Here is a 22944-nt window from a genome sequence, read left to right as displayed (position 1 = left end):
GGACTGGACCTCGTCGGACTGCAGTTGCACATCGCGGCCGGTGGCGCGCTGGACCCGGAACCGCCACCGCCCAGGGGCCATTCGATCGAGGTGCGGCTCTACGCGGAGGATCCGGCGCGCGACTGGCAACCGCAGTCCGGCACTGTCCACGAATTCGCGGTCCCGGTCGATACCGCGCGTTTCTCGGGGCTTCACGAATCCGGTATCCGCGTCGATTCCGGAATTGTGGACGGTTCCGTCGTCGGGGTGCACTACGACCCGATGCTCGCCAAGATCATCTCGTGGGCGCCCGACCGGACGCGGGCCGCACGGATGCTCGCCGCCGCGGTGGCGGGTATGCGCCTGCACGGCCTGCACACCAATCGGGATCTGCTGGTCAATGTTCTCCGCCACCCCGCGTTCCTGGCCGGGGACACCGACACCGCGTTCTTCGACGTACACGGGCTCGCATCGCTCGCCGCGCCGCTCGCGTCCGCCGAGGCGGAGGCGCTGTCCGCCCTCGCCGCGGCACTCGCCGATGCCGCCGCCAACCGGGCCGCGACCCCGGTTGCCATCGCGGTGCCGAGCGGATGGCGGAACCTGCCGTCCGGGCCGCAGAGCAAGCGGTACCGCGGGGTCCACGCGACGCACACCGTCCGCTACCGGCTCACGCGCACCGGCCTGCTGACCGAGCTGGACGGTATCGATACCGACGGACTCGGGCTTGTCACCCACACCCCCGACCGGGTGGTGCTCGACAGGGGTGGATTACGCCGCGAGTTCGCGGTGGCACGGTACGGCGAGACGGTGCACGTCGACTCGTCTCTCGGGCCGGTTCGGCTCGAGCACCTGCCGCGGTTCACCGACCCTGCCGCGCAACTCGTCACCGGATCGCTGCTCGCACCCATGCCGGGGTCGGTGATCCGGCTCGGCGCGGAAGCCGGCGACACCGTCACCGCGGGACAGCCCGTGCTGTGGCTCGAAGCCATGAAGATGGAACACACCGTCACCGCCCCCACGGCGGGAACACTCACCGAATTGAACGTCGATGTCGGCGCGCAGGTCGCGGTCGGCGCCGTACTCGCAGTTGTCACGCCAGCTACCGACCCCTCAGGAGAACAGACATGAGCGTCATCGAAACCGAAGAGCAGAAGGAGCTCCGAGCGGCGGTCGCGGGTCTCGCGAAGCGCTACAACTACGTCGACTACGTTCTGCCCAGAGCGCGGGCGCACGAGCCACTGACCGAACTGTGGTCGGAAGCAGCGCAACTCGGCTTCCTGGGCGTGAACCTGCCGGAGGAGTACGGCGGAGGTGGCGCCGGCATCTACGAATTGGCGCTCGTCCAGGAGGAACTCTCCGCCCAGGGCTGTGGTCTCCTGCTGGTGGTCGTGTCGCCGGCGATCTGTGGCACCATCATCGCCAAATACGGCACGGCCGAGCAGAAGCAGCACTGGCTGCCGGGACTGGCCGACGGATCGAAGATCATGGCGTTCGGCATCACCGAGGCGGACGCCGGGTCCAACTCGCACAAGATCGCCACGGTCGCGCGGCGCGACGGCGACGACTGGATCCTCTCCGGCAGCAAGGTCTACATCTCAGGCGTCGATCAGGCGGACGCCGTCCTCGTCGTCGCCCGCACCNAGGATGCCCGTACGGGCAAGCTCAGGCCCGCACTGTTCATCGTGCCCACCGGGACGAACGGATTCGTCAAGACTCCGATGGACATGGACATCATCGAACCGGACCGCCAGTTCTCGTTGTTCCTCGACGACGTGCGACTGCCCGCCGATGCGCTGGTCGGCGAACCCGAGGCGGCGCTCATGCAGTTGTTCGCGGGTCTCAACCCGGAGCGCATCCTGGGAGCGGCGATGGCCGTGGGCATGGGGCGCTACGCGATCGACGCCGCGGTGAAGTACGCGAAGGAACGCACCGTGTGGAAAGAGCCCATCGGCGCGCACCAGGGACTCGCGCATCCCTTGGCGCAACGCAAGATCGAACTCGAACTCGCCAAGCTGATGATGCAGAAGGCCGCGACACTCTACGACGCCGGCGACGATTTCGGCGCCGCCGAGGCGGCGAACATGGCCAAGTACGCGGCGGCGGAAGCCGCAATCGCGTCGTTGGATCAGGCGGTTCAGACCCACGGCGGCGGCGGGCTCACCCGGGAGTACGGTCTCGCGTCGATGCTCGGGGCGGCGCGGATCGCACGCATCGCACCGGTGAGCCGGGAAATGATCCTCAACTTCGTGTCCCAGCATTCGCTGGGGCTGCCGCGGTCGTACTGAGGACAGTGCCGTGCTGCCCGAATCGGAGACCTACGTACGCTACCGGGTGGAGCGGGGGGCGGCGATCCTGACCCTGGACTCGCCCCGCAACCGCAACGCCCTGTCGACCCCACTGCTCGCACAGTTGCGCCGCGGTCTGGATTCGGCCGCCGACGATCCGCACGTACGCGCCGTCGTCCTGACCCATACGGGTGGAACCTTCTGTGCGGGTGCAGACCTCGGTGAGTCGTCCGGGTCACCGGAGGAGGCTGCCGCCCAGCGCACCCGCGACATGATCGCGTTGCTGCGCCGAATCCTGGAACTGCCCAAGCCGGTGATCGGTCACGTCGACGGTCACGTGCGTGCCGGCGGAATGGGTCTCGTCGGCGCATGCGATGTCGTCGTCGCGGGACCGGGGGCCACGTTCGCGTTGACGGAAGCAAAATTGGGACTCGCGGCGTCGATCATCTCGCTCACCGTGCTGCCCCGGCTCGCTCCCCGTGCGGCGGCGCATTATTTCCTCACGGCCGAGCGCTTCGGCTCCGAGGAAGCCGCCGCGCACGGGTTGGTGACGGTCTCCACCGGAGACCCCGCCGCGACGGTGGGCGAACTGCTCTCCGACCTGCGGAAATGTTCACCGCAGGGGCTGGCCGAATCGAAGCGGCTGCTCACGATGCGCATGCTCGAGGATTTCGATCGCTACGGCGACGAACTCGCGGCCCAATCGGCCCGGCTGTTCGGCTCCGACGAAGCGGTAGAGGGGATTTCGGCGTTCCTGCAGAAACGTCCACCCTACTGGGCCACACCGGAATGAGGTCTCCGCGGTGACGGGACGGCGGGGTGCTGCGGTGCGCTGCCTACTCTGGTCGGCATGAGCAGTGCGCCGAGCGAGAGCAGCCGACGTGGCGAACAGGAACGCAGCCGCGCCACCCGCACGAAAATCCTCGATGCGGCCGTAACGGTGCTGGTCGAGCACGGTTATTCGAACGCCACCACCGTGCGGATCCAGGAGGCCGCCGAAGTGACGCGGGGACGGCTTCTGCACCATTATCCGAGTCGCGACGCGCTGCTCGTCGCGGCGGTGCATCACCTTGCCGCGCAACGGGTCCGAAACCTCGGCAGCGATCGGGAGTGGCCCGGCGACCCCGTCCGGCGGATCGCGGTAGCGGTGGATCTGATGTGGTTGCATTTCCGTCAACCGTATTTCTGGGCGTCGATGGAACTGTGGCTGGCGGCGCGTGCCCATGCCGAGTTGCGCGCCGAACTGTTGCCACTCGAACGCAATCTCGGCGGAATGATCAAAGAGCAGACGGACCGGTTCTTCGGCAGCGAACTGGTGTCCGCGCCGCGATACCCGAGAACCCGCGATCTCGTGTACAGCAGCATGCGGGGTATCGCCCTGGGCTACGCGATCGATCCCCGCGACCCCGACACCGAGCCGTATCTACCGGTGTGGCGCGCACAGATCGAGGACGCCGTGCTGTCGTGACCGGAAGGACTCAGGCCGAGGCGCCCTCGAGCAGCTGACCGAGAACCTGATGCAGCGACCATCGTAGGGAATCGACATCCTGGACCGGCAGGCTCTGCTGGTATCCGGCGAGAGTGTAGAGCGCCAGGCGCGCGAACCGCGCGGCGATCTCCGGTTCGGCGAGGGTCGAAGTCGCTTCGAGTACCACCTCGTATCGCCGATCGTCGACCGTCTCCTGGACCGCGCGGACCTCTAGGTCGCTGTGGGCCCAGGCGCGGAGGGCGGACTCGGCGTTGTGCGGGAGCGAGCACGCGAAGTCGATCAGTATCTCGAGCCGCCGGACGGGCAACGCTTCGAGGCGTGCGGTCGCCACGAGCTGCAGGGTCTGCTCTTCGAGCCAGTGCTGCAGGAATTCGGTCTTGAACCGCCCCCAGCTGTCGAAATAGTTGTAGAACGAACCGGTGGTGACCTCGAGATGCGCGCACAGACGTGCCTGCTTCAGTCCCCCGTGGGCGTTCATCGAGAGAATCTCGAATGCGGCGTCGAAGTAGTCTTCGCGCCTGACGTGCGTTGCCACGGTGGAAGTGCCCCTTTCGACGAATCACTCGGGTCGAGTCTACGAAGTCGCGTTATGTTCGTACGGTTCCTGAATGTACGTATGGTCCCGAACATGAGTCGCAGTGGCCCGCATTCGTCGGCGAACCGGCCACGCGGCCGGGACGGACGTTCGGGGATCCGGGAAGAGTTCAGCCGTCGAGGAGGCCGGGTGCCGCGCGAGCCCAAGCAGGACCGGAGCAGGGCGACCCGTCTGCGCCTGCTCGAAGCGAGCATCGACTGCCTCGCTGACCTCGGCTGGACGGCCACCACCGTCGGCGTCGTCGCCGAGCGGGCCGGGGTGTCGCGCGGCGCGGCGCAGCACCATTTCCCTACCCGCGAAGACCTCATCACCGCCGCTCTCGAGTTCATGTTCGACAGCCGTATGGATCGCGCGCGCGACGAGGATCCCGACCTGCCGGTGGGTGCGTCCCGGACCGAAGCGGTCGTCACACGCCTGATGGATCAGTACACGAGCAACTTGTTCAAGGCCGCACTCCAGGTGTGGACGGCGGCGGCTGCTGACCCGGAACTGCGGGCACGCATCGTCCCACTCGAGGAACGCTTCGGCCGGGTCGCGCACCGAGTCGCTGTCGAGCAGCTCGGCGCCGACGACACCGATCCCGTCGTGCACCGCATGGTGCAGGCCACGCTCGATCTCGGCCGCGGACTCGGACTTGCCGATGTGTTGACCGACGATTCGCGTCGTCGCCGTGAGATCGTGCGGCATTGGGCGGCGCAACTGGACAGTGTGCTGGCGGATGCACGTCGTCGATCGGCGCCGACACCGGCGACCGCCGGACGGATCGCCGCGGACCGTCCGGCTGGGTAGTGTCTGTGCACATGCCAGTCGACCGGACCGGACGGATATCGGCCACCGTAGCCGTGCTGGGAGTCGTCGGTGTCGTCGTCGCGGGATGCGGCGGCTCGGCCGACGAGAGCAGCGGGACCCCTACCTCCACGACCCTGCAGGCGACCGAACCGGGACCGTTCATGGGGGAGTGCGGCTCCGTGACCGACGACGAGGTGGCCTCCGCGTTCGCGCTCGGTTCGTTCGCCGCGGTCACCCGCAACTCCGTCGGATGCGAATGGGAACTCTTCGTCGGCGGTCCGAGTGTCAGCTTTTCCTGGTACCGGGGCAGCCCGATCGGCCGCGAGCGGGCAGGGTCCGATCTGATCGGCCGCCCCGCAGCCGATGTCGAGATCGGCGGCCACTCCGGCTTCATGGGGTCGTACCAGAACGAACTCGGACAGAACTCGCTGTGCGAGATCGGCGTGCAGTTCGGCGGCGATTTCGTTCACTGGTCGGTCACCTACGCCGATTTCTCGCCGCCGGCCGACGCGTGCGTCGTCGCGCGGGACCTTGCGGAACTGAATGTGGAGAGGGCGCAATGAGCGGTGCCGCGGGACGCCGTATCTTCGCCGCGGTCGCCGCGCTGGTGGCCGTCGCCGGGCTGCTCACGGGTTGTACCCGCAGCATCGACGGCCGCGCGGTTGCCGAGGGCGCGGGAGGTGGCGGCCGGTCGGCGGAGTTCACCAAGCTCTTGACCGAATGCGACGCGGTGAGCGACGAGCAGATCGCGGAGACGGTGGGAGCGGCTGCCGTCTTCCGGGGGTTCTTCGGTGCGATCTGTCGCTGGGACGGCGACGGTCCCACCGGGGTAGTGAAGGTCACGTTCAACTGGTTCGAGACCGGAACTCTCGACAACGAACGATCTGCCGGCGAGGAACTCGGATACACGGTCGAGAACACGACGGTGGAAGGCAGGCGAGCGCTGCAGATGCGCCGGCCCGGCGACCCGCTTTCGTGCGGTATCTCCGCAGGTGCGTCCACCACGGGGATTTTCGGCTGGTGGGTGCAGTACACCGCCGGGGGTGCCGACCCGTGCGAGGCCGCTGCTACGTTGGCACGGCTCACCCTCAACCTGAGCAGTTGACGCACCTCGCGGGGCGGATCCTTCGGGCCGAATGCTCGCTTTGACCTCGTGTGCGCCCGCCGGGTATCGTAATGGGTCGTGTCCGGCATGCCCGGGCCGATCTGTGTGCCTATGCGAGGTAGTGCCGTGCGCGCGGTCTGTAGAAATCTGCAGGTGCGAGTTACCGGCTGCCTGTGTGGGGGTACGCGACACACCCGACCTCGTGTGCAAAACGAGAGCGAGTGCGGGGCAGTTGCTTCCTTGCCCCAACCGATGGATCCCTAATTTCAGAACAGCCAATGTTGCTCGTGTGAGCAGCTCCAGACAACGAGAAAGCCGGTTAATGCCAACCATCAATCAGCTGGTCCGTAAGGGCCGCCGCGACAAGACCGTCAAGGTCAAGAGCGCGGCGCTCAAGGGCAGCCCGCAGCGCCGCGGTGTGTGCACGCGCGTGTACACCACCACCCCGAAGAAGCCGAACTCTGCTCTTCGTAAGGTCGCGCGTGTCCGCCTGACCAGTGCTGTCGAGGTCACCGCATACATCCCCGGTGAGGGCCACAACCTGCAGGAGCACTCGATGGTGCTCGTGCGCGGCGGTCGTGTGAAGGACCTCCCGGGTGTGCGCTACAAGATCATCCGCGGTTCGCTCGACACCCAGGGTGTCAAGAACCGCAAGCAGGCCCGTAGCCGCTACGGAGCGAAGAAGGAGAAGGGCTGATGCCACGTAAAGGTCCCGCTCCGAAGCGTCCGCTGATCGCCGACCCGGTCTACGGGTCGCCGCTGGTTACCCAGCTGGTCAACAAGATCCTGCTGGACGGCAAGAAGTCCACGGCCGAGCGCATCGTCTACCAGGCGCTCGAACAGGCTCGCGAGAAGACCGGCACCGACCCGGTCGTCACCCTCAAGCGCGCGCTCGACAACGTCAAGCCCGCCCTCGAGGTCCGCAGCCGCCGCGTCGGTGGCGCCACCTACCAGGTGCCGGTCGAGGTCCGCCCCGGTCGTTCCACCACCCTGGCGCTGCGCTGGCTGGTCACCTTCTCGCGGCAGCGTCGTGAGAAGACCATGGTCGAGCGTCTGGCCAACGAGCTTCTCGATGCGAGCAACGGTCTCGGTGCATCTGTGAAGCGTCGCGAGGACACCCACAAGATGGCTGAAGCCAACAAGGCGGTCGCGCACTACCGCTGGTGAGTCATGGCCGTCCGGGGGTCCGTATCCGGCCCCCGGTCGGCTGCTCGCACAATTGTGTCGGTCCCGTAAAGGCCGGCTGACAACACAAGACACTGTGGTCCGCACCCAAGGACCGACACTAGCTACGAGCGGGGTTTACCTGTGGCACAGGAAGTGCTGACCGACCTGAACAAGGTCCGCAACATCGGCATCATGGCGCACATCGATGCCGGTAAGACCACGACCACCGAGCGCATCCTCTTCTACACCGGTGTGAATTACAAGATCGGTGAGACCCACGACGGTGCCTCGACCACCGACTGGATGGAGCAGGAGAAGGAACGCGGCATCACCATCACCTCCGCCGCGGTGACCTGCTTCTGGAACAACAACCAGATCAACATCATCGACACGCCCGGCCACGTCGATTTCACGGTCGAGGTCGAGCGGTCCCTGCGCGTCCTCGACGGCGCGGTCGCCGTGTTCGACGGCAAGGAAGGCGTCGAGCCGCAGTCCGAGCAGGTCTGGCGCCAGGCTGCCAAGTACGACGTTCCCCGCATCTGCTTCGTCAACAAGATGGACAAGATGGGCGCGGACTTCTACTTCACCGTGCAGACCATCATCGACCGTCTCGGCGCCAAGCCGCTGGTCCTCCAGCTCCCGATCGGTGCCGAGGATGCCTTCGACGGCGTCGTCGATCTCGTCGAGATGAAGGCCTACACCTGGCGTGGCACCGTCGAGACCGGCACCCCGGCCACCGTCGAGGAGATCCCCGCCGATCTCGCCGACAAGGCTGCCGAGTACCGCGAGAAGCTGCTCGAGACGGTCGCCGAGTCCGACGAAGAGCTCATGGAGAAGTACTTCGGTGGCGAAGAGCTGACCATCGCCGAGATCAAGGGCGCGATCCGCAAGCTGACCGTCGCCTCCGAGCTCTACCCGGTGCTGTGCGGCTCGGCGTTCAAGAACAAGGGCATCCAGCCCATGCTCGACGCCGTCATCGACTACCTCCCGAACCCGCTCGACATCGGTGAGGTCCACGGCCACAAGCTGAACGACGAGGAAGTCGACCTCACGCGCAAGCCGAGCAAGGAAGAGCCGTTCTCCGCGCTCGCCTTCAAGATCGCTGCGCACCCGTTCTTCGGCAAGCTGACCTTCGTGCGCGTCTACTCCGGTCGTCTCGATCCGGGCCAGCAGGTGCTCAATGCCACCAAGGGCAAGAAGGAACGCATCGGCAAGCTGTTCCAGATGCACGCCAACAAGGAGAACCCGGTCGACGAGGCCGTCGCGGGCCACATCTACGCGATGATCGGCCTGAAGGACACCACGACCGGCGACACCCTGTGCGACCAGGCGAACCCGATCGTCCTCGAGTCGATGACGTTCCCGGACCCGGTCATCCAGGTCTCCATCGAGCCCAAGACCAAGTCCGACCAGGAGAAGCTGGGCACCGCGATCCAGAAGCTCGCCGAAGAGGACCCCACATTCTCCGTCGAGCTCGACGAGGAGACCGGCCAGACCGTCATCGGCGGCATGGGCGAGCTCCACCTCGACATCCTGGTCGACCGCATGCGCCGCGAGTTCAAGGTCGAGGCCAACGTCGGCAAGCCGCAGGTTGCGTACCGCGAGACCATCACCAAGAAGGTCGAGAAGCTCGAGTTCACGCACAAGAAGCAGACCGGTGGTTCCGGCCAGTTCGCGAAGGTCATCATCGCCCTCGAGCCCTTCCGGGGCGAGGACGGCGCGACCTACGAATTCGAGAACAAGGTCACCGGTGGCCGTGTGCCGCGCGAGTACATCCCGTCGGTCGACGCCGGTGCGCAGGACGCGATGCAGTACGGCGTGCTCGCCGGCTACCAGCTGGTGAACGTCAAGGTCACGCTCCTCGACGGCGCGTACCACGACGTCGACTCGTCCGAAATGGCATTCAAGATCGCCGGTTCGCAGGCGCTCAAGGAAGCGGCTCGCAAGGCTGCTCCGGTGATCCTCGAGCCCATCATGGCTGTCGAGGTCACCACGCCCGAGGACTACATGGGTGAAGTGATCGGCGACCTCAACTCCCGCCGTGGCCAGATCCAGGCCATGGAGGAACGCAGTGGTGCCCGTGTCGTGAAGGCGCTGGTTCCGCTCTCGGAGATGTTCGGTTACATCGGGGACCTGCGGTCGAAGACCCAGGGCCGCGCGAACTTCTCCATGGTGTTCGATTCCTACGCAGAGGTTCCGTCGAACGTCTCGAAGGAAATCATCGCCAAGGCGACCGGCGAGTAGCCTTCGGGTTATCCCTCGGTCACCTGCACGACCAAGTAATACAAAACCGCACTGCTGCATACTGCACGCAACAACAGTCCAGGAGGACATCCAGTGGCGAAGGCGAAGTTCGAGCGGACCAAGCCGCACGTGAACATCGGCACCATCGGTCACGTCGACCACGGCAAGACCACCACCACGGCTGCGATCACCAAGGTGCTGGCCGACAAGTTCCCCGACCTGAACGAGAGCTTCGCTTTCGATCAGATCGACAAGGCGCCGGAGGAGAAGGCTCGTGGTATCACGATCAACATCTCCCACGTCGAGTACCAGACCGAGAAGCGGCACTACGCGCACGTCGACGCCCCGGGTCACGCCGACTACATCAAGAACATGATCACCGGCGCTGCCCAGATGGACGGCGCAATCCTGGTCGTGGCCGCTACCGACGGCCCGATGCCGCAGACGCGTGAGCACGTGCTGCTCGCCCGTCAGGTCGGTGTGCCCTACATCCTCGTGGCGCTGAACAAGGCCGACATGGTCGACGACGAGGAAATCCTCGAGCTCGTCGAGATGGAGGTCCGCGAGCTCCTCGCTTCGCAGGAGTTCGACGAGAACGCTCCGGTCATCCCGATCTCCGCTCTCAAGGCCCTCGAGGGTGACGAGAAGTGGGTTCAGTCGATCGTCGACCTCATGCAGGCCGTCGACGACTCCATCCCGGATCCGGTCCGTGAGACCGACCTGCCGTTCCTCATGCCGATCGAGGACGTCTTCACGATCACCGGTCGTGGCACGGTCGTCACCGGTCGTATCGAGCGTGGCGTGGTCAACGTGAACGAGGAAGTCGAGATCGTCGGCATCCGCGAAGGTGTCACCAAGACCACCATCACGGGCATCGAAATGTTCCGCAAGCTCCTCGACCAGGGCCAGGCGGGCGACAACGTCGGTCTGCTGGTTCGTGGCCTCAAGCGCGACGACGTCGAGCGTGGCCAGGTCGTCGTCAAGCCGGGCACCACGACTCCGCACACGGAGTTCGAGGGCAACGCCTACATCCTGTCGAAGGACGAAGGCGGCCGTCACACGCCGTTCTTCAACAACTACCGTCCGCAGTTCTACTTCCGTACCACGGACGTGACGGGCGTTGTGACCCTTCCCGAGGGCACCGAGATGGTCATGCCCGGTGACAACACCGAGATGTCCGTCAAGCTGATCCAGCCGGTCGCCATGGACGAGGGCCTCCGCTTCGCGATCCGCGAGGGTGGCCGCACCGTCGGCGCCGGTCGCGTCACGAAGATCAACAAGTGATCTAGTTTCACCTGTCGCCTGCGGCGCCCACTCCTTCGGGAGTGGGCGCCGTTCGGCGTTTCACCGGCAGAACGGACCGGCGTCTCACGCAGGGCTCGGGAAGTTCCTCAGTGCATCTCGCCTGCCGGATCGAGATGCAGAAGCACCTGGGTCGCCACCGGAGCGCCGCCGAGCGCCCCCGCGGCGCGCTGCGCGGTTTCCTCGGCGCGCGCCGTGAATTCGGCGACGTCGAGCCCCGGTTCGGCGTGGACGATCACCGACAACGTCGGCAGGTGCCGTTCCACGACCGCGCGCCCACGCGCCGACCGGACCCCGGGAAGCCCGGCGAGTTCCCCCGCCACACCGTCCGCGACCGGGCCGAGTTCGACAGCGAGCGTGGCGTCGGTGACCTCGTCGTACAACTGCACGGTGGAGGTTCGCCGCCGCGACAGGTTCACCACGAGCAGGACGATCCCGATGGTCAGGCCCGTGGCGAAAGCCGTCCACAGCGCCGCCGTCCACCACGGTTGATCCGGCACATCCATCACACGCGGCCGGTCGAGCCGAGCCAGCCATGCGCGGGCGAAGGGCACCTGCCACACCCACGCGAGGGAGAATGCCCCCGCCCCGAGCAGCGCGGCCCCCACCGCGAACGCTATGAATCTGTTGACGAGGACGGAACGGAGTTTCACCGGCGGATTCCCCCCGATTCGGTCGAGTCCGCCCGGACCCGGGCGCGGGCGATCTTCACGACGAGGGGAAGCGGCTCGGCCAGCAGCGCGAGATTCGGTTCGCCCTCGTCACGCACCGCGGCAGTGAGTTCGGCGCCCGACGCATCCTCGGCGGCCACGATGTCCACGACCGCGCGGCGCCGGTCCACGACGGTGCGGGCGGTGTGCACCCCCGTCAATGCAGTCGCGTGGGCACTGCACATGCGCGCGAGATCGGTACGCCTCATCCACACGGTCGGTACCGGGCCGGCGACGCGCAGCGGCAGATGGGTGCGGCGCCGGGGTTTGAGGGCCACGGCCAGCGCAGCGAACCCGAGCAGCACCAGCATCGCCGCGACCGGAGCGATCCAGGGCTGCCAGTGCAGCCGGCCGAACCACTCGAACGAGTTCCGCAGCCACGGCGCGCCGCCGTAGGTGCCGCGCACGATGAGCAGCTCCCGCGCGGCCACGAACGCGAGACCCAGCGACGCGACTGCGATGAGCGCGGCAGCCGGGGCGGCAGCGGGTGTGGCGAGCGGTGGCAGGGGCGCGACCACGGGCACTTCGGAGCGGGGCACGGTGCGGGAGGCGACGATGTCCGACTCGAGATATTCGACGGGCACCGACTGCTCGGCGGGAACGTCCGGCCCGGCGGGCACCGTGGCCGCGACGACGACATTCAGCTCGTGCACCGACAACCCGGTGTACTCGTGCAGACCGCGGGCGACGGCGTCGTGCACCCGGCGGGTCAGGGCGGCGGCGTCGTACGGCCATTCGGCTGCGATATACAGGTTGACCGCGACGGCACCGCCTCCCGTGGTCACATCGGCCCGCGGCAACTCCCGGCCGGTGAGCAGGCTCAGGTTGCCGCTCTGCCGGACCACGCCGGGAACCTGCAGGGCCGCGGCGGAAGCGATCCGCTCGATCGCGCGGTCCTTGATGGTGAGCACGCCCCGGTGCCCGACGACGTCGGCCTCCGGCACCGATTCGGGCGCCCCCACCGGGCGGGCCGGTGGGGCTGTTTCAGCCACGGCCCCGGCTCCGCAACAGCGCGCCGAGGTCGAGGATTCCGTCTCGATGTGCGCCGATCGCCGCGCCGAGAGCGCCCAGGAGCAGCGCGAACAGCAGGCCGCTGAAGCCGCCGAAGATGCCCGCGAGGGCGAGCAGCAATCCGGCGATGAGACCGACGACGGTGTTGCTGGTGGGATTGGGGTTCACGGTGCCACCTGTTTCCGATCGGATTGCCGAGGATCTTGCAGATCTTCGATGGTCACATGCACGGGCATGCCGACGAGAGGTTCGACACGGGCGCGCACCGCGTCGGCGACTGCGATCAGGTCGGCGGGGTATTCGGCGGTGATATGGACCGCGCAACTCTCGGAGCCGATACGGATCCCGTTCACCCGCCGGCCCGGGAGATAAGTGGCGATCTCTCCGAAATCACCGCCGTGCAAGGCCGCCACGCCGACGGTGCCGAGCACGGCCGCGGCGACCACGTCGACCGGATCCGGCCCGGGATCGGCCGACGAGTCGCGCTCCGGAACGATCGCGTCGGGAGACATGGTCACTGCACGCGCGGCTTGAGGTCGTCGGCGGGGAGCGCCTCGTCGGGCAGGACGACGTCGAAAACGGTGATGTTGACTTCGGTGACCTCGAGCCCGGTCATCCGCTCGACAGCGGTGATGACGTTGTGACGGATGGCCACGGCCAACTCGTGCAGTGCGACGCCGTATTCGGCGACGATCCCGATGTCGATCGCGGCCTGCTTCTCGCCGACTTCCACGGCCACGCCCTGCCCGTGGTTGATGCGGGCACCGGGGATGCGGTCGCGCAGAGCGCCGACCACGCGGGCGGTTCCGGCTCCGACATCGAAGACGCCGCTGATCTCGCGGGTGGCGAGTCCGGCGATCTTGGCGACCACCGCGTCCGCGATGATGGTGCGTCCCTGGGTGTCGATCGGTCCCGGAGACGCGCCGGTTCCGAAATGTACGCGGCTGAGTCCTGCGCCGCTGTCGCTGGTCATGAGTGCTCCTCGGTCGCCGTGCCGGTCGCGTGTGGAGATCTGCGCGTTGCTGTCGACTCTAATTATTCTCGGCGGCGGATGTGTCGCGCCGCGCAGGTACACAAGATCGGCGCCCTGTTCTCCCGAGTCCGCATTTGGTATGAAGGCTGGATGCGCACGGGCGTGGCACGGGTCACGCGAGCAGGAGGATGAATCAGTGGCATTCGATCGAGTCGTAGTTGTCGGAGCCGGTCTCGCCGGTGTACGGAGCGCGGAGGAACTGCGTCGTGCAGGGTTCGAGGGGGAGATCGTGCTGCTCGGCGACGAGGCGCACCTGCCGTACGACCGCCCGCCGCTGTCCAAGGACGTGATCCGCGGCGAACGAGACGAGACCACACTGCGTCCTCGCGAATTCTTCGACGAGCAACGCATCGACCTGAGACTGGGGGCGGCGGCGCGGTCCGTCGACACCGCCGCCCGGACCGTGTGCCTCACCGACGGCACGGACGTGGGGTACGACGAACTGATCATTGCCACGGGCCTGCGTCCCCGTCGCATTCCCGGCACGGCCGAGCTGGCGGGCGTCCACGTACTGCGGTCCAGGGACGACAGTCGCGCGTTGCGTGCCGCGATCGCGCCCGGCGCGCGGGCGCTGGTCGTCGGCGCCGGCTTCATCGGCTGCGAGGTCGCCGCGAGTCTGCGGGCCCGGGATGTGGACGTCGTTCTCCTCGAACCGCAGCCCACCCCGCTCGCCTCGGTGCTCGGACCGGAGGTCGGATCCCTGGTGGCCCGGCTGCACACCGCCGAGGGGGTCGACGTGCGTGCCGGGGTAGGACTCACCGAGCTGCGCGGCGCCGGCCGGGTCACCTCCGCGGTCCTCGACGACGGGACCGAGATCGAGGTCGATCTGGTGGTTCTCGGTATCGGGTCGGTCCCGGTCACCGAGTGGCTCGACGGTTCCGGGATCGAACTCGACAACGGCGTGGTCTGCGACGCGGTGGGCCGCACGTCGGCGTCGCACGTGTGGGCGGTCGGGGACGTCGCCTCGTGGCAGCTCCCGGACGGCGGCCGCAAGCGCGTCGAGCACTGGACCAACGCGGGGGAACAGGCTTCGGTGCTGGCGAAGGCACTGGTCACGGGCGAGGCGGATCGTGTCGCTCAGGTGCCGTACTTCTGGAGCGACCAGTACGAGATCAAGATTCAGGGTCTCGGCGCGGTCGCGCCCGGCGACACGGTGCACATCGTCCGCGACGACGGACGCAAGTTCCTCGCCTACTACGAGCGCGACGGACGGCTCGTCGGTGTCGTCGGTGGCGGGATGCCCGCCCAGGTGATGAAAAATCGCATGAAGGTCGCGGCCGGGGTGCCCATCGAGGAGCTGCTGGCCGCCACGGCGTGAGTTTTCGCTCCCGGAGCGGTGCACCACTCGGGGCACTGTCACGGGCACAGGCTAGATTCGTAGGGTGATCGTTGCGCTCATCGACTCGGGTTTCGGGCTGCTGCCCACGTCCGCGTGGTTGCGCCGGTTGCGTCCCGACCTCGACCTCATGTTGTCGATGGACCCGCTGGGCGCCCCGTGGGGTCCCAAATCCGCCGACTGGGTGGTCGACCGTGTCGTGAGCACCGCGCGGCGTGCGGTCGATCGCGGCGCCGATGTGGTGGTGCTGCCGTGCAACACGGCGTCGGTCATCGCGCTCGACGAGGTTCGTGCCGACCTCGGCGACGGCATTCCCGTCGTCGGGACGGTACCCGCGATCAAACCCGCCGCTGCGGAGTGCAGGTCGGTGGCGATCTGGGCCACCGCCGCCACCACCGCAAGTCGCTACCAGGCGGATCTGATCGAGAGATTCGCGAACGGCAGCGAGGTCGTGGGTGTTGCCTGTCACGGGCTCGCCGATGCCATCGACCGCGGCGACCGGTCCGGTGCCGCCGAAGCGATCGCAGCCGCGGCCGCACATACCCCCGACGACGTCGACGGCATCGTCCTCGGCTGCACGCACTACCCGCTCGTGGCCGATACGATCGCTGCCCGGCTGCCTGCGGGCGTGCGACTGTTCGACAGTGCGGAGGCGGTGGCCCGGCAGACGCTGCGCCGTATCGCCGAACTCGATGGCCGGGGTGCCGGCCGCTCCGGGGGATCAGGGCGGGTAGAGGTGTACCTGAGCGGCGAACGCGGCGCTCTGCCTGCCGGGGCCGGCGCGTTCGCCGCCGGACGAGAACTGCTCGCGGGGCAGCACCGCGTCGGCTGAGCCGGCACCACCGCACTGCCGGGACAGGGGCCGGCAGGACGCTGTCAGGACAAAGCCAGGGACGTTATCCCACTCAGACCGGCAGCGACCAGGCGCGCGACATTGCGGAGTTCTTCGCGGGAACGCGGCAGCCCGTCGAGGTCGAACCAGCGGTCGGTGGCGGCCGCCGAGAACATCGCCGACACCCATGTCGCCGCTGCGGCGCGCAGGGCGTTCGGCGACACCGGACCCGGCACGCTTGCCTGCAGCACCCGGACCGTCGCATCGCGGAGGTAGCTGCGGAGCATCCGCAGCCGGGTGCGGGCCCCGGGGTGCGTCTCGGCCTCGCGCCAGATGATCACCCGCAGCACCGACGAATCGTGATCGCACAGGTTCAGTGCGTTGTCGAGGTTGACGAGGCTGGTGGCCGGGTCCCCGGGAGCGACGAGGGCGGTGAGATCCGCAAGAGGGTCGACGGGGCAGCGTTCGGAGATGAGTGCCTCGAGGATCGCGGCCTTGGTGGGAAAGTAATAGAAGATGAGTCCCTTCGGGACCTGCGCGGCAGTAGCGATCGCTGCCGTGGGCGTGGCATCGAAACCGTGCCGTGCGAAGAGCACTTCGGCAGCGTCGAGGATGTGACTCCGTGCTGCGCTGTCGCGTTTCGGCAGGTGGTTCGATCGGGTTCCCCGGGCGCTCACCGTCGGCCTCCTCCAGTATCGGGCGGCGCGAGGGCCGGAGGGCCCGCGCGCCGCGGCCGGGTTGTGGTTGTGCGGCTCAGCGCTGGATCAGTGATGGGTTGCCAAACCGCCTCCGTGCATCCGGGTGTTCATGGCCGGCAGTGCCGCGACGGCGACGACCACCGTGAGTACCCCGACGACCCACGCTGTCCAGGATGCGCCGTTGTATGCGGTGTAGTCCATGACCCAGGGGGACAGGAACAACAGCACACCGAAGAGACCCATTGCGTAGTCGGCGGCGGCCATTGTGGGCCGGACGCTCTGGACGATGCCGCACAGGGCGACCAGTACGCCGAGCACGACGAGCGACCACGTGGCTACCTCATTGGTGTTCAGCCACAGCGGTGACAGGGCGGCGAAGGCGCCGAGGACAACTGCCACATAGTCTTGCATTCGGCTGTCGGAGAACATGTCGGCCTCCTTGGGACGGATTGTTGTTCTCCTCTCGGTATAGAACTGATCGACCGGCCGGTCAACATTCGGCTCGTTGCGGTCCGGTAAAGCTTCCGCAGGTCATCGGGGGTGTTGTGCGGCAAACCGTGACCTACGGAATATTTCGCTATGCGAACGACGTTGCGCCGACGGTAGCGTTCCACCCATAGGCGGCAAGCTCTCGATCGTGTGCTGCCGTACGAGTCCTGCCGTCGGAGGTTCCACAGTGTCGCCCGCCTCACCCCCTGATGGTTCCCGTTCGGGTGATCTCTCCCGCCGGTTCGGTTTCGGAGTGGTCGGCGTGGGGGTGTTCGCGCTCACTTCCTCGTCCTCGGCGCCATCGCCGCTCTATCCCGTCTACCAGGAGCAATGGGGATTCTCACCGGCGATGCTGACCACGGTCTTCGCGGTGTACGTTCTGGCCCTGCTCGCCACGTTGCTCACCGTCGGTGCGCTCTCCGACCATGTCGGCCGGCGCCCTGTCGTCGCCGCGTCGCTGCTGATACTGCTCGCGAGCATGGTGACGTTCATCGTTTCCGACAGCGTTACCTGGCTCCTCGTCGCACGGATCCTCCAAGGTCTCGCGGTGGGTGCGGCGACCGGGGCATTGAGCGCCGCAGTGATCGATCTGCAACCGAACCCGAAGACAGGTTCCCTCGTCAACAGTGTTGCGCCGTCGCTGGGACTGGCGCTGGGCGCGGCCGGCGCCGGGCTTCTGGTGCAATTCGCGCCGTTCCCCACCGTCCTGGTCTACGCGCTCGTCGCGGTGCTCGCGGTGGTACTCCTCGTCGCACTGTTCTTCGTTCCGGAAACGTCACCGGCGGTGGGCTTCGAATCGAGCCGGCACGCATGGCGCAGCCTGCTGCCGAGCGCGTCGGTGCCGCGCGAGGTGCGGGCGCCGTACGTGCTGATTCTTCCGTGCCTGATGTCGGCGTGGGCCCTCGGCGGGCTGTACATGTCGCTGGGGCCGTCGATCGTGCGTTCGGTGTTCGGCGTCGACAATCATCTCGTCGCCGGTCTCGCGATCTTCGCGCTGTTCGCGGCGGGTTCCCTCGCGGCGGTGGCGATGCGTGGCCGGACGCCGCATCGGGTCGTGATCGCGGGTGTGGTGGTGCTTGCTACCGGTGTCGCGGCGGTGGTGGCCGCAGTGCTCGGCGGTGGGATCGCGGTGTACTTCGCGGGCACCGCCCTCGCGGGATTCGGGTGGGGCGCGACGTTCCTGGGAGCGATGAGCGTCATCGGCGGATTGGGGCGGCCACACGAACGCGGTCGCATCTTCGCCACGACCTTCGTGGTCTGCTATCTGGCCTTCTCGGTGCCCGCCATGGTCGCCGGAGCGGCCGCGTCCGCGTTCGGACTCACGGCGACCGCGGTCGGCTACGGGGTGGCCGTCGGCGTGCTCGCGCTGCTCGCCGGGGCCGGTCTGTTGCTGCGTGCACCGAAGACGGGGCCGGCGCAACTCGCGGAGGTACCGGAGCCTGCGCGGCCGTAATGTCGGTGCTCGTGACCGACGACGACCTCAAACCCGGCAACGACCTCGGAGCAGGTGACGTACGGGCCGCGCTGGACGCGGCGGCGGACCCGGAGGCAGCCGCGCGGCTCGGGCGGTTCTTCAAGACCGGACCCGGCGAGTACGGCGAGGGCGACGTCTTCCTCGGCTTGCGGGTGCCGCAGACCCGCGCCGTCGTCCGGCGCTTCAGGGCCCTTCCCCTCGCGGAAGCCCGGGCACTGCTGAATTCGCCGGTACACGAGCATCGCCTGGCAGGCCTGCTGATCCTCGTCGACCGCTTCGGCCGGAACCCGGAAGCGCGCGGGCGAATCGTCGAGCTCTACCTGCACGCGCTGCGAGCCGGCCGGGTGAACAACTGGGATCTCGTGGATGCCTCGTCCGACCATATTCTCGGACGGTGGCTCGTCTGCGGTTCCGGCGACCGTGAGCTGCTGGACGACCTCGCCGCCGACCCGGACCTGTGGCGGCGCCGGGCGGCTCTGCTCGCGACGTTCGCGTTCGTGAAACAGGGCGACCCGGAGCCGACGCTGACGACGGTGTCGAAGGTGCTCGACGACCGTCGTGACCTCATCCAGAAGGCGGCGGGCTGGATGCTGCGTGAGGTCGGTAAACGCATCGACAGGGCGACGCTCGTCGCATTCCTCGACAGCCATGCGGCGGCGATGGGACGAACGGCGTTGAGTTATGCGACCGAGCACCTGGACGCGGAGGAGAGGGCTCGGCTGCGTGCGCTGCGCTGAGATCGCGTAGCCGGAACTCCGGTCAGAACTCGATCTTGAGGTTGTCCGTCACCGGACGGGCCTGGCATCCCAGGATGTACCCGGCCTCGATGTCCTCGGGGTCGAGGACATCGCAGTGCTCCATCTCGACCTTGCCCTCGAGGACGGTGCAGGCGCAGGAGCCGCACTCACCCTCCTGGCACGAGTACGGAACGTCGAGGCCCTTCGCGAGCATGATGTCGACGAGGGTCTGCTTGCGCGGCCACGAGAGGGTGTGGGTCTCACCGTCCAGCTCGACCTCGACGGTCGCGGCGTCGGCGGCGTCCTCCTCGCTGAGCTCGACGGGAGCGACATCGGCGAACGGATCGCCCGAGAGGGAGTTGAACACCTCCGCGTGCACCTGGGTGCGGGGCATGCCCGCACTCTGCAGCGCCCGGTGTACGGCGTCCATGAACGGCCCGGGGCCGCACATGAAGGCCTCATGGCTCGTATACGGCGCCACGAGGGTGGCGAGTTGTTCGGGCGCGGGCAGACCCTGCACCGATTCGAGCCAGTGCACGACGGTCAGCCGCGTCGGGTACTTCTCCGCGAGGGCACGCAGTTCCTCGGCGAAGATGACCGACGATTCGTCCCGGTTGGCGTAGAGGAGCACGACCTTGCCGGAGCCCTCGGTGAGAGCCGACTTGAGGATCGAGATGACCGGGGTGATGCCCGACCCGGCGCCCAGGAGCAGGAAGTCGTGGTCGTAGGACTTCGGTGTGAACACGCCGGACGGCGGGAGCACCTCGAGGGTGTCTCCGGAGGCGACCTTGTCGCACAGCCAGTTCGAGCCGTAGCCCTCCACGGTGCGCTTGACGGTGATCTTCGGGGCGCTGTCGGTGTAGGGGGAACTCGCGAGCGAGTAGCAGCGCGCGACCGAACCCGTCCGGTCGCTGGGGATGCGCAGCGTCAGGAACTGCCCGGGCTTGTACGCGAATTTGTCCTGCAGTTCGGTGGGAACCTCGAAGACGAGTGAGCGCGCGTCGGACGTCTCCTCGATGACGGCGGAAACGGTGAGAACCACCGAGCGTGAGCCGTGCGGCACCTCGACTGTCGTCATGGGGGTGTCGTCCTTTCGTCGTGCAGGCAGTGCCTTCGAGCTTTGGGCCTTCGAGCTTTGGCATTCGAACTTGCGGTGCGGTCGCCGATCGGGATTACCGGCCCCAACCATTCTAGAACATGTTCTAGTTCAGTGGCAGGTCCCGGGAGCCGACAAGGAAAACGGTACCGGGACGGGGCGGCGCGGCACCGGCGGCCTCCCGGTTGGTGGGATCGGCACCTACCCGGTCGGGCAGGTGCGGCGCGCTCGATCGGACGGCTTCGTCCCGGTAACCGTACGGTTCCGCGCCGCGGCCCTTCCCGGTGCGGTGACCTTGACCCAGTGTGGATTCCGAACGAGATGTACATCACAGCCGGAATCGACCGAGGAGAGACGATGGCGATCGAGCTCAATCAGATCTGGGACTTCCCGATCAAGGAATTCCATCCGTTCCCCCGCGCGCTGATGGGCGTCGGCGCGCACGACATCATCGGTGTCGAAGCCAAGAATCTCGGGTTCCGACGCGTACTGCTGATGACCACCGGGCTGCGCGGTTCCGGCATCATCGACGAACTCATCGGCAAGATCGAGTACCAGGGTGTCGAGGTCGTGCTCTTCGACAAGGTGGAGTCCAATCCCAAGGACTACAACGTCATGGAAGCCGCCGCGCTCTACAAGCAGGAGAAATGCGACTCGATCATCTCCGTCGGCGGCGGCTCGAGTCACGACGCGGCGAAGGGTGCCCGCGTCGTCATCGCGCACGACGGCCGCAACATCAACGAGTTCGAAGGGTTCGCCAAGTCCACGAACAAGGAGAACCCACCGCACATCGCCGTCTCGACCACGGCCGGTACCGGTTCGGAAACATCGTGGGCGTATGTCATCACCGACACCTCCGACATGGACCACCCGCACAAGTGGGTCGGATTCGACGAAGCGACGATCGTGACGCTCGCGATCGACGATCCGCTGTTGTACTACACCTGCCCTCAGCACTTCACCGCATACTGCGGATTCGACGTTCTCGCGCACGGCTCCGAGCCCTACGTCTCGCGACTGGACTTCGCGCCGTCCCTCGGTAATGCCCTGTATTCGATCGAGCTCGTCGCGAAACACTTGCGCGAGGCGGTATTCGAGCCGCGCAACCTGAAGGCCCGTGAGGGGATGATGAACGCCCAGTACATCGCTGCGCAGGCGTTCAATTCGGGTGGTCTGGGCATCGTGCACTCGATTTCACATGCCACGTCGGCCTTCTTCGACAGCCACCACGGTCTCAACAACGCGATCGCGTTGCCCCGCGTGTGGGAGTACAACCTCCCGTCGCGCTACGAGCACTACGCACGGATCGCGACGGCGATGGGCGTCGACACTCGCAACATGACCACGGTGCAGGCCGCCGACGCCGCGGTCGACGCCGCGATCCGGCTCGCCAAGGACGTGGGCATTCCCGACAACTTCGGGCAGGTCCGCACCGACTCGTACGACAAGAACCGGATGAACACCGGCAAATATGCGGGACGCGGCGACGTCATCCCCGGTGACGAGAAGACCGTGCGAGCCATCTCGGAGCATATTCAGGGCGACTGGTGCACCCCGGGCAACCCGCGCGAGGTCACGGTGGAGTCGATGATCCCCGTCGTCGATCACTGCATCAACAGCTCCTACTGAGAAACCTGCGGCCCGGGGCGGGCGGTCCCCTGCCCCTCGCCCCGGGCCGCCGTCCAGCCACCGCGACAGAAGGGCCCGCGATGACCCCGTTCGCCACCGGCGCCGCACTGAAAGAGGCGCTGCACAGCCACGACTACATTGCCGACGACGAATTCGCGACCGTCGTGCATCTCGCGACGGCACTCGAGCGGCCGCTGCTGCTCGAGGGGCCGGCCGGGGTGGGCAAGACCGAACTCGCGAAGGCGCTGGCCGCGGTCGGCGGCCGCAAACTGGTGCGGTTGCAGTGCTACGAGGGACTCGACGACAGTCGCGCACTCTACGAGTGGGACTACGCCAAACAGTTGCTGCACGTGCAGATGCTGCGCGGCCGCATCGGCGAACTGCTCGCCGGGCACGTGGACATCGCCGATGCCTCGCGGTTCCTGGCCGACCAGGACTTCGGTCTCTACTCCGAAAAGTTCCTGGCGGTGCGACCGTTACTCGAGGCCGTACTCTCACCCGATCCGGTGGTGCTGCTCGTCGACGAGGTCGATCGCACCGAGGAGTCCATGGAAGCCCTGCTCCTCGAAGTGCTCGCCGAACGGCAGGTCACGATTCCCGAGGTGGGCACCTTCACGGCCCGCTCGACTCCGTGGGTGATCCTGACCTCCAACGACACCAGAGAGCTCTCACCCGCACTCAAACGACGCTGCCTGCACTACCACGTCGGATATCCGACAGCGGACCGTGAGCGAGAAATCGTGACCGCCCGCGCTCCGGAGGTGTGCCCCGACACCGCGGCGCAGATCGTCGAACTGTCCGGCACACTCCGGGAACTCCCGCTGCGCAAGAGCCCGTCGATCTCCGAGGTCATCGACGCGGCCCGTGCCGCGACGGTGCTGAAATCGAGTCACGACTCGTTGAGCAGCATGCGCGACGTGCTCCTCGCGACGCTGCTCAAGTAC

Annotated in this window: 26 protein-coding genes; 17 read left to right on the top strand and 9 right to left on the bottom strand. The window is 67.2% G+C overall.

The genetic code is table 11. The features are described from left to right. The 4 genes from Q8814_RS14445 to Q8814_RS14430 form a co-directional block, all read left to right on the top strand. On the top strand, positions 1-1107 hold a 1107-nt coding region (locus Q8814_RS14445; RefSeq protein WP_330152709.1), incomplete at its 5' end, for a biotin/lipoyl-containing protein. Then, positions 1104-2264, top strand: a complete 1161-nt coding sequence (locus Q8814_RS14440; RefSeq protein ID WP_330152708.1) for an acyl-CoA dehydrogenase family protein — start codon at positions 1104-1106, stop codon at positions 2262-2264. The genes Q8814_RS14445 and Q8814_RS14440, both read left to right, overlap by 4 nt. A 10-nt stretch (positions 2265-2274) precedes the next feature. Further along, positions 2275-3057 carry an enoyl-CoA hydratase family protein gene (locus Q8814_RS14435; protein WP_330152707.1) on the top strand — a complete coding sequence of 261 codons (783 nt, stop codon included), beginning with the start codon at positions 2275-2277 and terminating at the stop codon, positions 3055-3057. 57 nt (positions 3058-3114) lie between these two features. Continuing rightward, a complete protein-coding gene (locus tag Q8814_RS14430) occupies positions 3115-3732 on the top strand; it encodes a TetR/AcrR family transcriptional regulator (RefSeq protein ID WP_330152706.1) in 618 nt (205 codons plus the stop codon). Positions 3733-3742: 10 nt separating this feature from the next. Here the strand turns inward: Q8814_RS14430 and Q8814_RS14425 are convergent, their stop codons facing one another. Continuing rightward, positions 3743-4288, bottom strand: a complete 546-nt coding sequence (locus Q8814_RS14425; protein ID WP_330152705.1) for a TetR/AcrR family transcriptional regulator — start codon at positions 4286-4288, stop codon at positions 3743-3745. A gap of 189 nt (positions 4289-4477) precedes the next feature. On the opposite strand from Q8814_RS14425, the gene Q8814_RS14420 reads away from it, so the two are divergent. From Q8814_RS14420 to tuf, 7 genes are all read left to right on the top strand, one after another. Continuing rightward, positions 4478-5137, top strand: coding sequence for a TetR/AcrR family transcriptional regulator (locus tag Q8814_RS14420; protein WP_330152712.1), 660 nt, complete (start codon positions 4478-4480; stop codon positions 5135-5137). Positions 5138-5148: 11 nt separating this feature from the next. Beyond that, complete coding sequence (locus Q8814_RS14415; protein ID WP_330152704.1) at positions 5149-5700, top strand: DUF3558 domain-containing protein; 552 nt, start codon at positions 5149-5151, stop codon at positions 5698-5700. After that, on the top strand, positions 5697-6242 hold the full coding sequence (locus Q8814_RS14410) for a DUF3558 domain-containing protein (protein WP_330152703.1): 546 nt from the start codon (positions 5697-5699) through the stop codon (positions 6240-6242). Before Q8814_RS14415 ends, Q8814_RS14410 begins: the two co-directional genes overlap by 4 nt. A gap of 322 nt (positions 6243-6564) precedes the next feature. After that, positions 6565-6939: a 30S ribosomal protein S12 gene (gene rpsL / locus Q8814_RS14405; protein WP_330152702.1), complete on the top strand. Its 375-nt coding sequence runs from the start codon at positions 6565-6567 to the stop codon at positions 6937-6939. Next, positions 6939-7409, top strand: coding sequence for a 30S ribosomal protein S7 (rpsG, locus tag Q8814_RS14400; RefSeq protein WP_330152701.1), 471 nt, complete (start codon positions 6939-6941; stop codon positions 7407-7409). The genes rpsL and rpsG overlap by 1 nt, the downstream gene beginning before the upstream one ends. Positions 7410-7550: 141 nt before the next feature. Then, entirely contained in the window at positions 7551-9653 is a 2103-nt protein-coding gene (gene fusA, locus Q8814_RS14395; RefSeq protein WP_330152700.1) for an elongation factor G, read from the top strand. 93 nt (positions 9654-9746) lie between these two features. Continuing rightward, a complete protein-coding gene (tuf, locus tag Q8814_RS14390; protein ID WP_330152699.1) occupies positions 9747-10937 on the top strand; it encodes an elongation factor Tu in 1191 nt (396 codons plus the stop codon). A gap of 107 nt (positions 10938-11044) precedes the next feature. On the opposite strand, the gene Q8814_RS14385 is transcribed toward tuf, so the two are convergent. Genes Q8814_RS14385 through Q8814_RS14365 form a run of 5 tightly spaced genes read right to left on the bottom strand, consistent with a single transcriptional unit; the run spans position 11045 to position 13649 of the window. Next, positions 11045-11608, bottom strand: a complete 564-nt coding sequence (locus tag Q8814_RS14385) for an Asp23/Gls24 family envelope stress response protein (RefSeq protein WP_330152698.1) — start codon at positions 11606-11608, stop codon at positions 11045-11047. Next, positions 11605-12657 (bottom strand): Asp23/Gls24 family envelope stress response protein, encoded by a 1053-nt coding sequence (locus Q8814_RS14380; protein ID WP_408015905.1) that lies wholly within the window; start codon positions 12655-12657, stop codon positions 11605-11607. Before Q8814_RS14380 ends, Q8814_RS14385 begins: the two co-directional genes overlap by 4 nt. Continuing rightward, positions 12650-12844 (bottom strand): DUF2273 domain-containing protein, encoded by a 195-nt coding sequence (locus Q8814_RS14375; protein ID WP_330152697.1) that lies wholly within the window; start codon positions 12842-12844, stop codon positions 12650-12652. The genes Q8814_RS14380 and Q8814_RS14375 overlap by 8 nt, the downstream gene beginning before the upstream one ends. Beyond that, positions 12841-13188, bottom strand: a complete 348-nt coding sequence (locus Q8814_RS14370; protein ID WP_330152710.1) for an Asp23/Gls24 family envelope stress response protein — start codon at positions 13186-13188, stop codon at positions 12841-12843. The genes Q8814_RS14375 and Q8814_RS14370 overlap by 4 nt, the downstream gene beginning before the upstream one ends. A gap of 2 nt (positions 13189-13190) precedes the next feature. Next, on the bottom strand, positions 13191-13649 hold the full coding sequence (locus Q8814_RS14365; protein ID WP_330152696.1) for an Asp23/Gls24 family envelope stress response protein: 459 nt from the start codon (positions 13647-13649) through the stop codon (positions 13191-13193). Between the two features lie 139 nt (positions 13650-13788). On the opposite strand from Q8814_RS14365, the gene Q8814_RS14360 reads away from it, so the two are divergent. Further along, positions 13789-15027: an NAD(P)/FAD-dependent oxidoreductase gene (locus Q8814_RS14360; protein WP_408015904.1), complete on the top strand. Its 1239-nt coding sequence runs from the start codon at positions 13789-13791 to the stop codon at positions 15025-15027. 64 nt (positions 15028-15091) lie between these two features. Beyond that, a complete protein-coding gene (locus tag Q8814_RS14355) occupies positions 15092-15877 on the top strand; it encodes a glutamate racemase (protein WP_330152694.1) in 786 nt (261 codons plus the stop codon). A gap of 44 nt (positions 15878-15921) precedes the next feature. On the opposite strand, the gene Q8814_RS14350 is transcribed toward Q8814_RS14355, so the two are convergent. Both Q8814_RS14350 and Q8814_RS14345 read right to left on the bottom strand, forming a co-directional pair. Next, entirely contained in the window at positions 15922-16554 is a 633-nt protein-coding gene (locus tag Q8814_RS14350) for a TetR/AcrR family transcriptional regulator (protein ID WP_330152693.1), read from the bottom strand. Positions 16555-16641: 87 nt separating this feature from the next. Then, entirely contained in the window at positions 16642-17004 is a 363-nt protein-coding gene (locus tag Q8814_RS14345; protein WP_330152692.1) for an SPW repeat domain-containing protein, read from the bottom strand. Positions 17005-17251: 247 nt separating this feature from the next. Between Q8814_RS14345 and Q8814_RS14340 the strand changes: the two genes are divergently transcribed. After that, complete coding sequence (locus Q8814_RS14340) at positions 17252-18517, top strand: MFS transporter (protein ID WP_330152691.1); 1266 nt, start codon at positions 17252-17254, stop codon at positions 18515-18517. A gap of 11 nt (positions 18518-18528) precedes the next feature. Then, a complete protein-coding gene (locus Q8814_RS14335; protein ID WP_330152690.1) occupies positions 18529-19275 on the top strand; it encodes a DNA alkylation repair protein in 747 nt (248 codons plus the stop codon). A gap of 22 nt (positions 19276-19297) precedes the next feature. Here Q8814_RS14335 and Q8814_RS14330 read toward each other — a convergent pair whose 3' ends face one another. After that, on the bottom strand, positions 19298-20353 hold the full coding sequence (locus Q8814_RS14330; RefSeq protein ID WP_330152689.1) for a ferredoxin--NADP reductase: 1056 nt from the start codon (positions 20351-20353) through the stop codon (positions 19298-19300). A gap of 375 nt (positions 20354-20728) precedes the next feature. Here Q8814_RS14330 and mdo point away from each other — a divergent pair, with 375 nt between their 5' ends. Continuing rightward, a complete protein-coding gene (gene mdo, locus Q8814_RS14325) occupies positions 20729-22000 on the top strand; it encodes an NDMA-dependent methanol dehydrogenase (RefSeq protein ID WP_330152688.1) in 1272 nt (423 codons plus the stop codon). Between the two features lie 80 nt (positions 22001-22080). Then, a partial coding sequence (locus Q8814_RS14320) for a MadB family AAA-type ATPase (RefSeq protein WP_330152687.1) occupies positions 22081-22944 on the top strand: 864 nt, incomplete at its 3' end.

The organism is Rhodococcus chondri, from assembly GCF_036327435.1.
Lineage (GTDB): Bacteria > Actinomycetota > Actinomycetes > Mycobacteriales > Mycobacteriaceae > Rhodococcus > Rhodococcus chondri.
The sequence above is the reverse complement of the archived record's forward strand: the minus strand, read 5'-3'. Positions and strand labels throughout refer to the sequence as shown.

Excerpts from the sequence above, each read along its gene's own strand:
- Q8814_RS14410 (WP_330152703.1), top strand. The coding sequence starts at position 5,697 with ATGAGCGGTGCCGCGGGACGCCGTATCTTCGCCGCGGTCGCCGCGCTG.
- mdo (WP_330152688.1), top strand. The coding sequence starts at position 20,729 with ATGGCGATCGAGCTCAATCAGATCTGGGACTTCCCGATCAAGGAATTC.
- Q8814_RS14365 (WP_330152696.1), bottom strand. The coding sequence starts at position 13,649 with ATGACCAGCGACAGCGGCGCAGGACTCAGCCGCGTACATTTCGGAACC.
- Q8814_RS14360 (WP_408015904.1), top strand. The coding sequence starts at position 13,789 with ATGAAGGCTGGATGCGCACGGGCGTGGCACGGGTCACGCGAGCAGGAG.
- Q8814_RS14370 (WP_330152710.1), bottom strand. The coding sequence starts at position 13,188 with ATGTCTCCCGACGCGATCGTTCCGGAGCGCGACTCGTCGGCCGATCCC.
- Q8814_RS14415 (WP_330152704.1), top strand. The coding sequence starts at position 5,149 with ATGCCAGTCGACCGGACCGGACGGATATCGGCCACCGTAGCCGTGCTG.
- Q8814_RS14430 (WP_330152706.1), top strand. The coding sequence starts at position 3,115 with ATGAGCAGTGCGCCGAGCGAGAGCAGCCGACGTGGCGAACAGGAACGC.
- Q8814_RS14330 (WP_330152689.1), bottom strand. The coding sequence starts at position 20,353 with ATGACGACAGTCGAGGTGCCGCACGGCTCACGCTCGGTGGTTCTCACC.
- rpsG (WP_330152701.1), top strand. The coding sequence starts at position 6,939 with ATGCCACGTAAAGGTCCCGCTCCGAAGCGTCCGCTGATCGCCGACCCG.
- Q8814_RS14345 (WP_330152692.1), bottom strand. The coding sequence starts at position 17,004 with ATGTTCTCCGACAGCCGAATGCAAGACTATGTGGCAGTTGTCCTCGGC.
- rpsL (WP_330152702.1), top strand. The coding sequence starts at position 6,565 with ATGCCAACCATCAATCAGCTGGTCCGTAAGGGCCGCCGCGACAAGACC.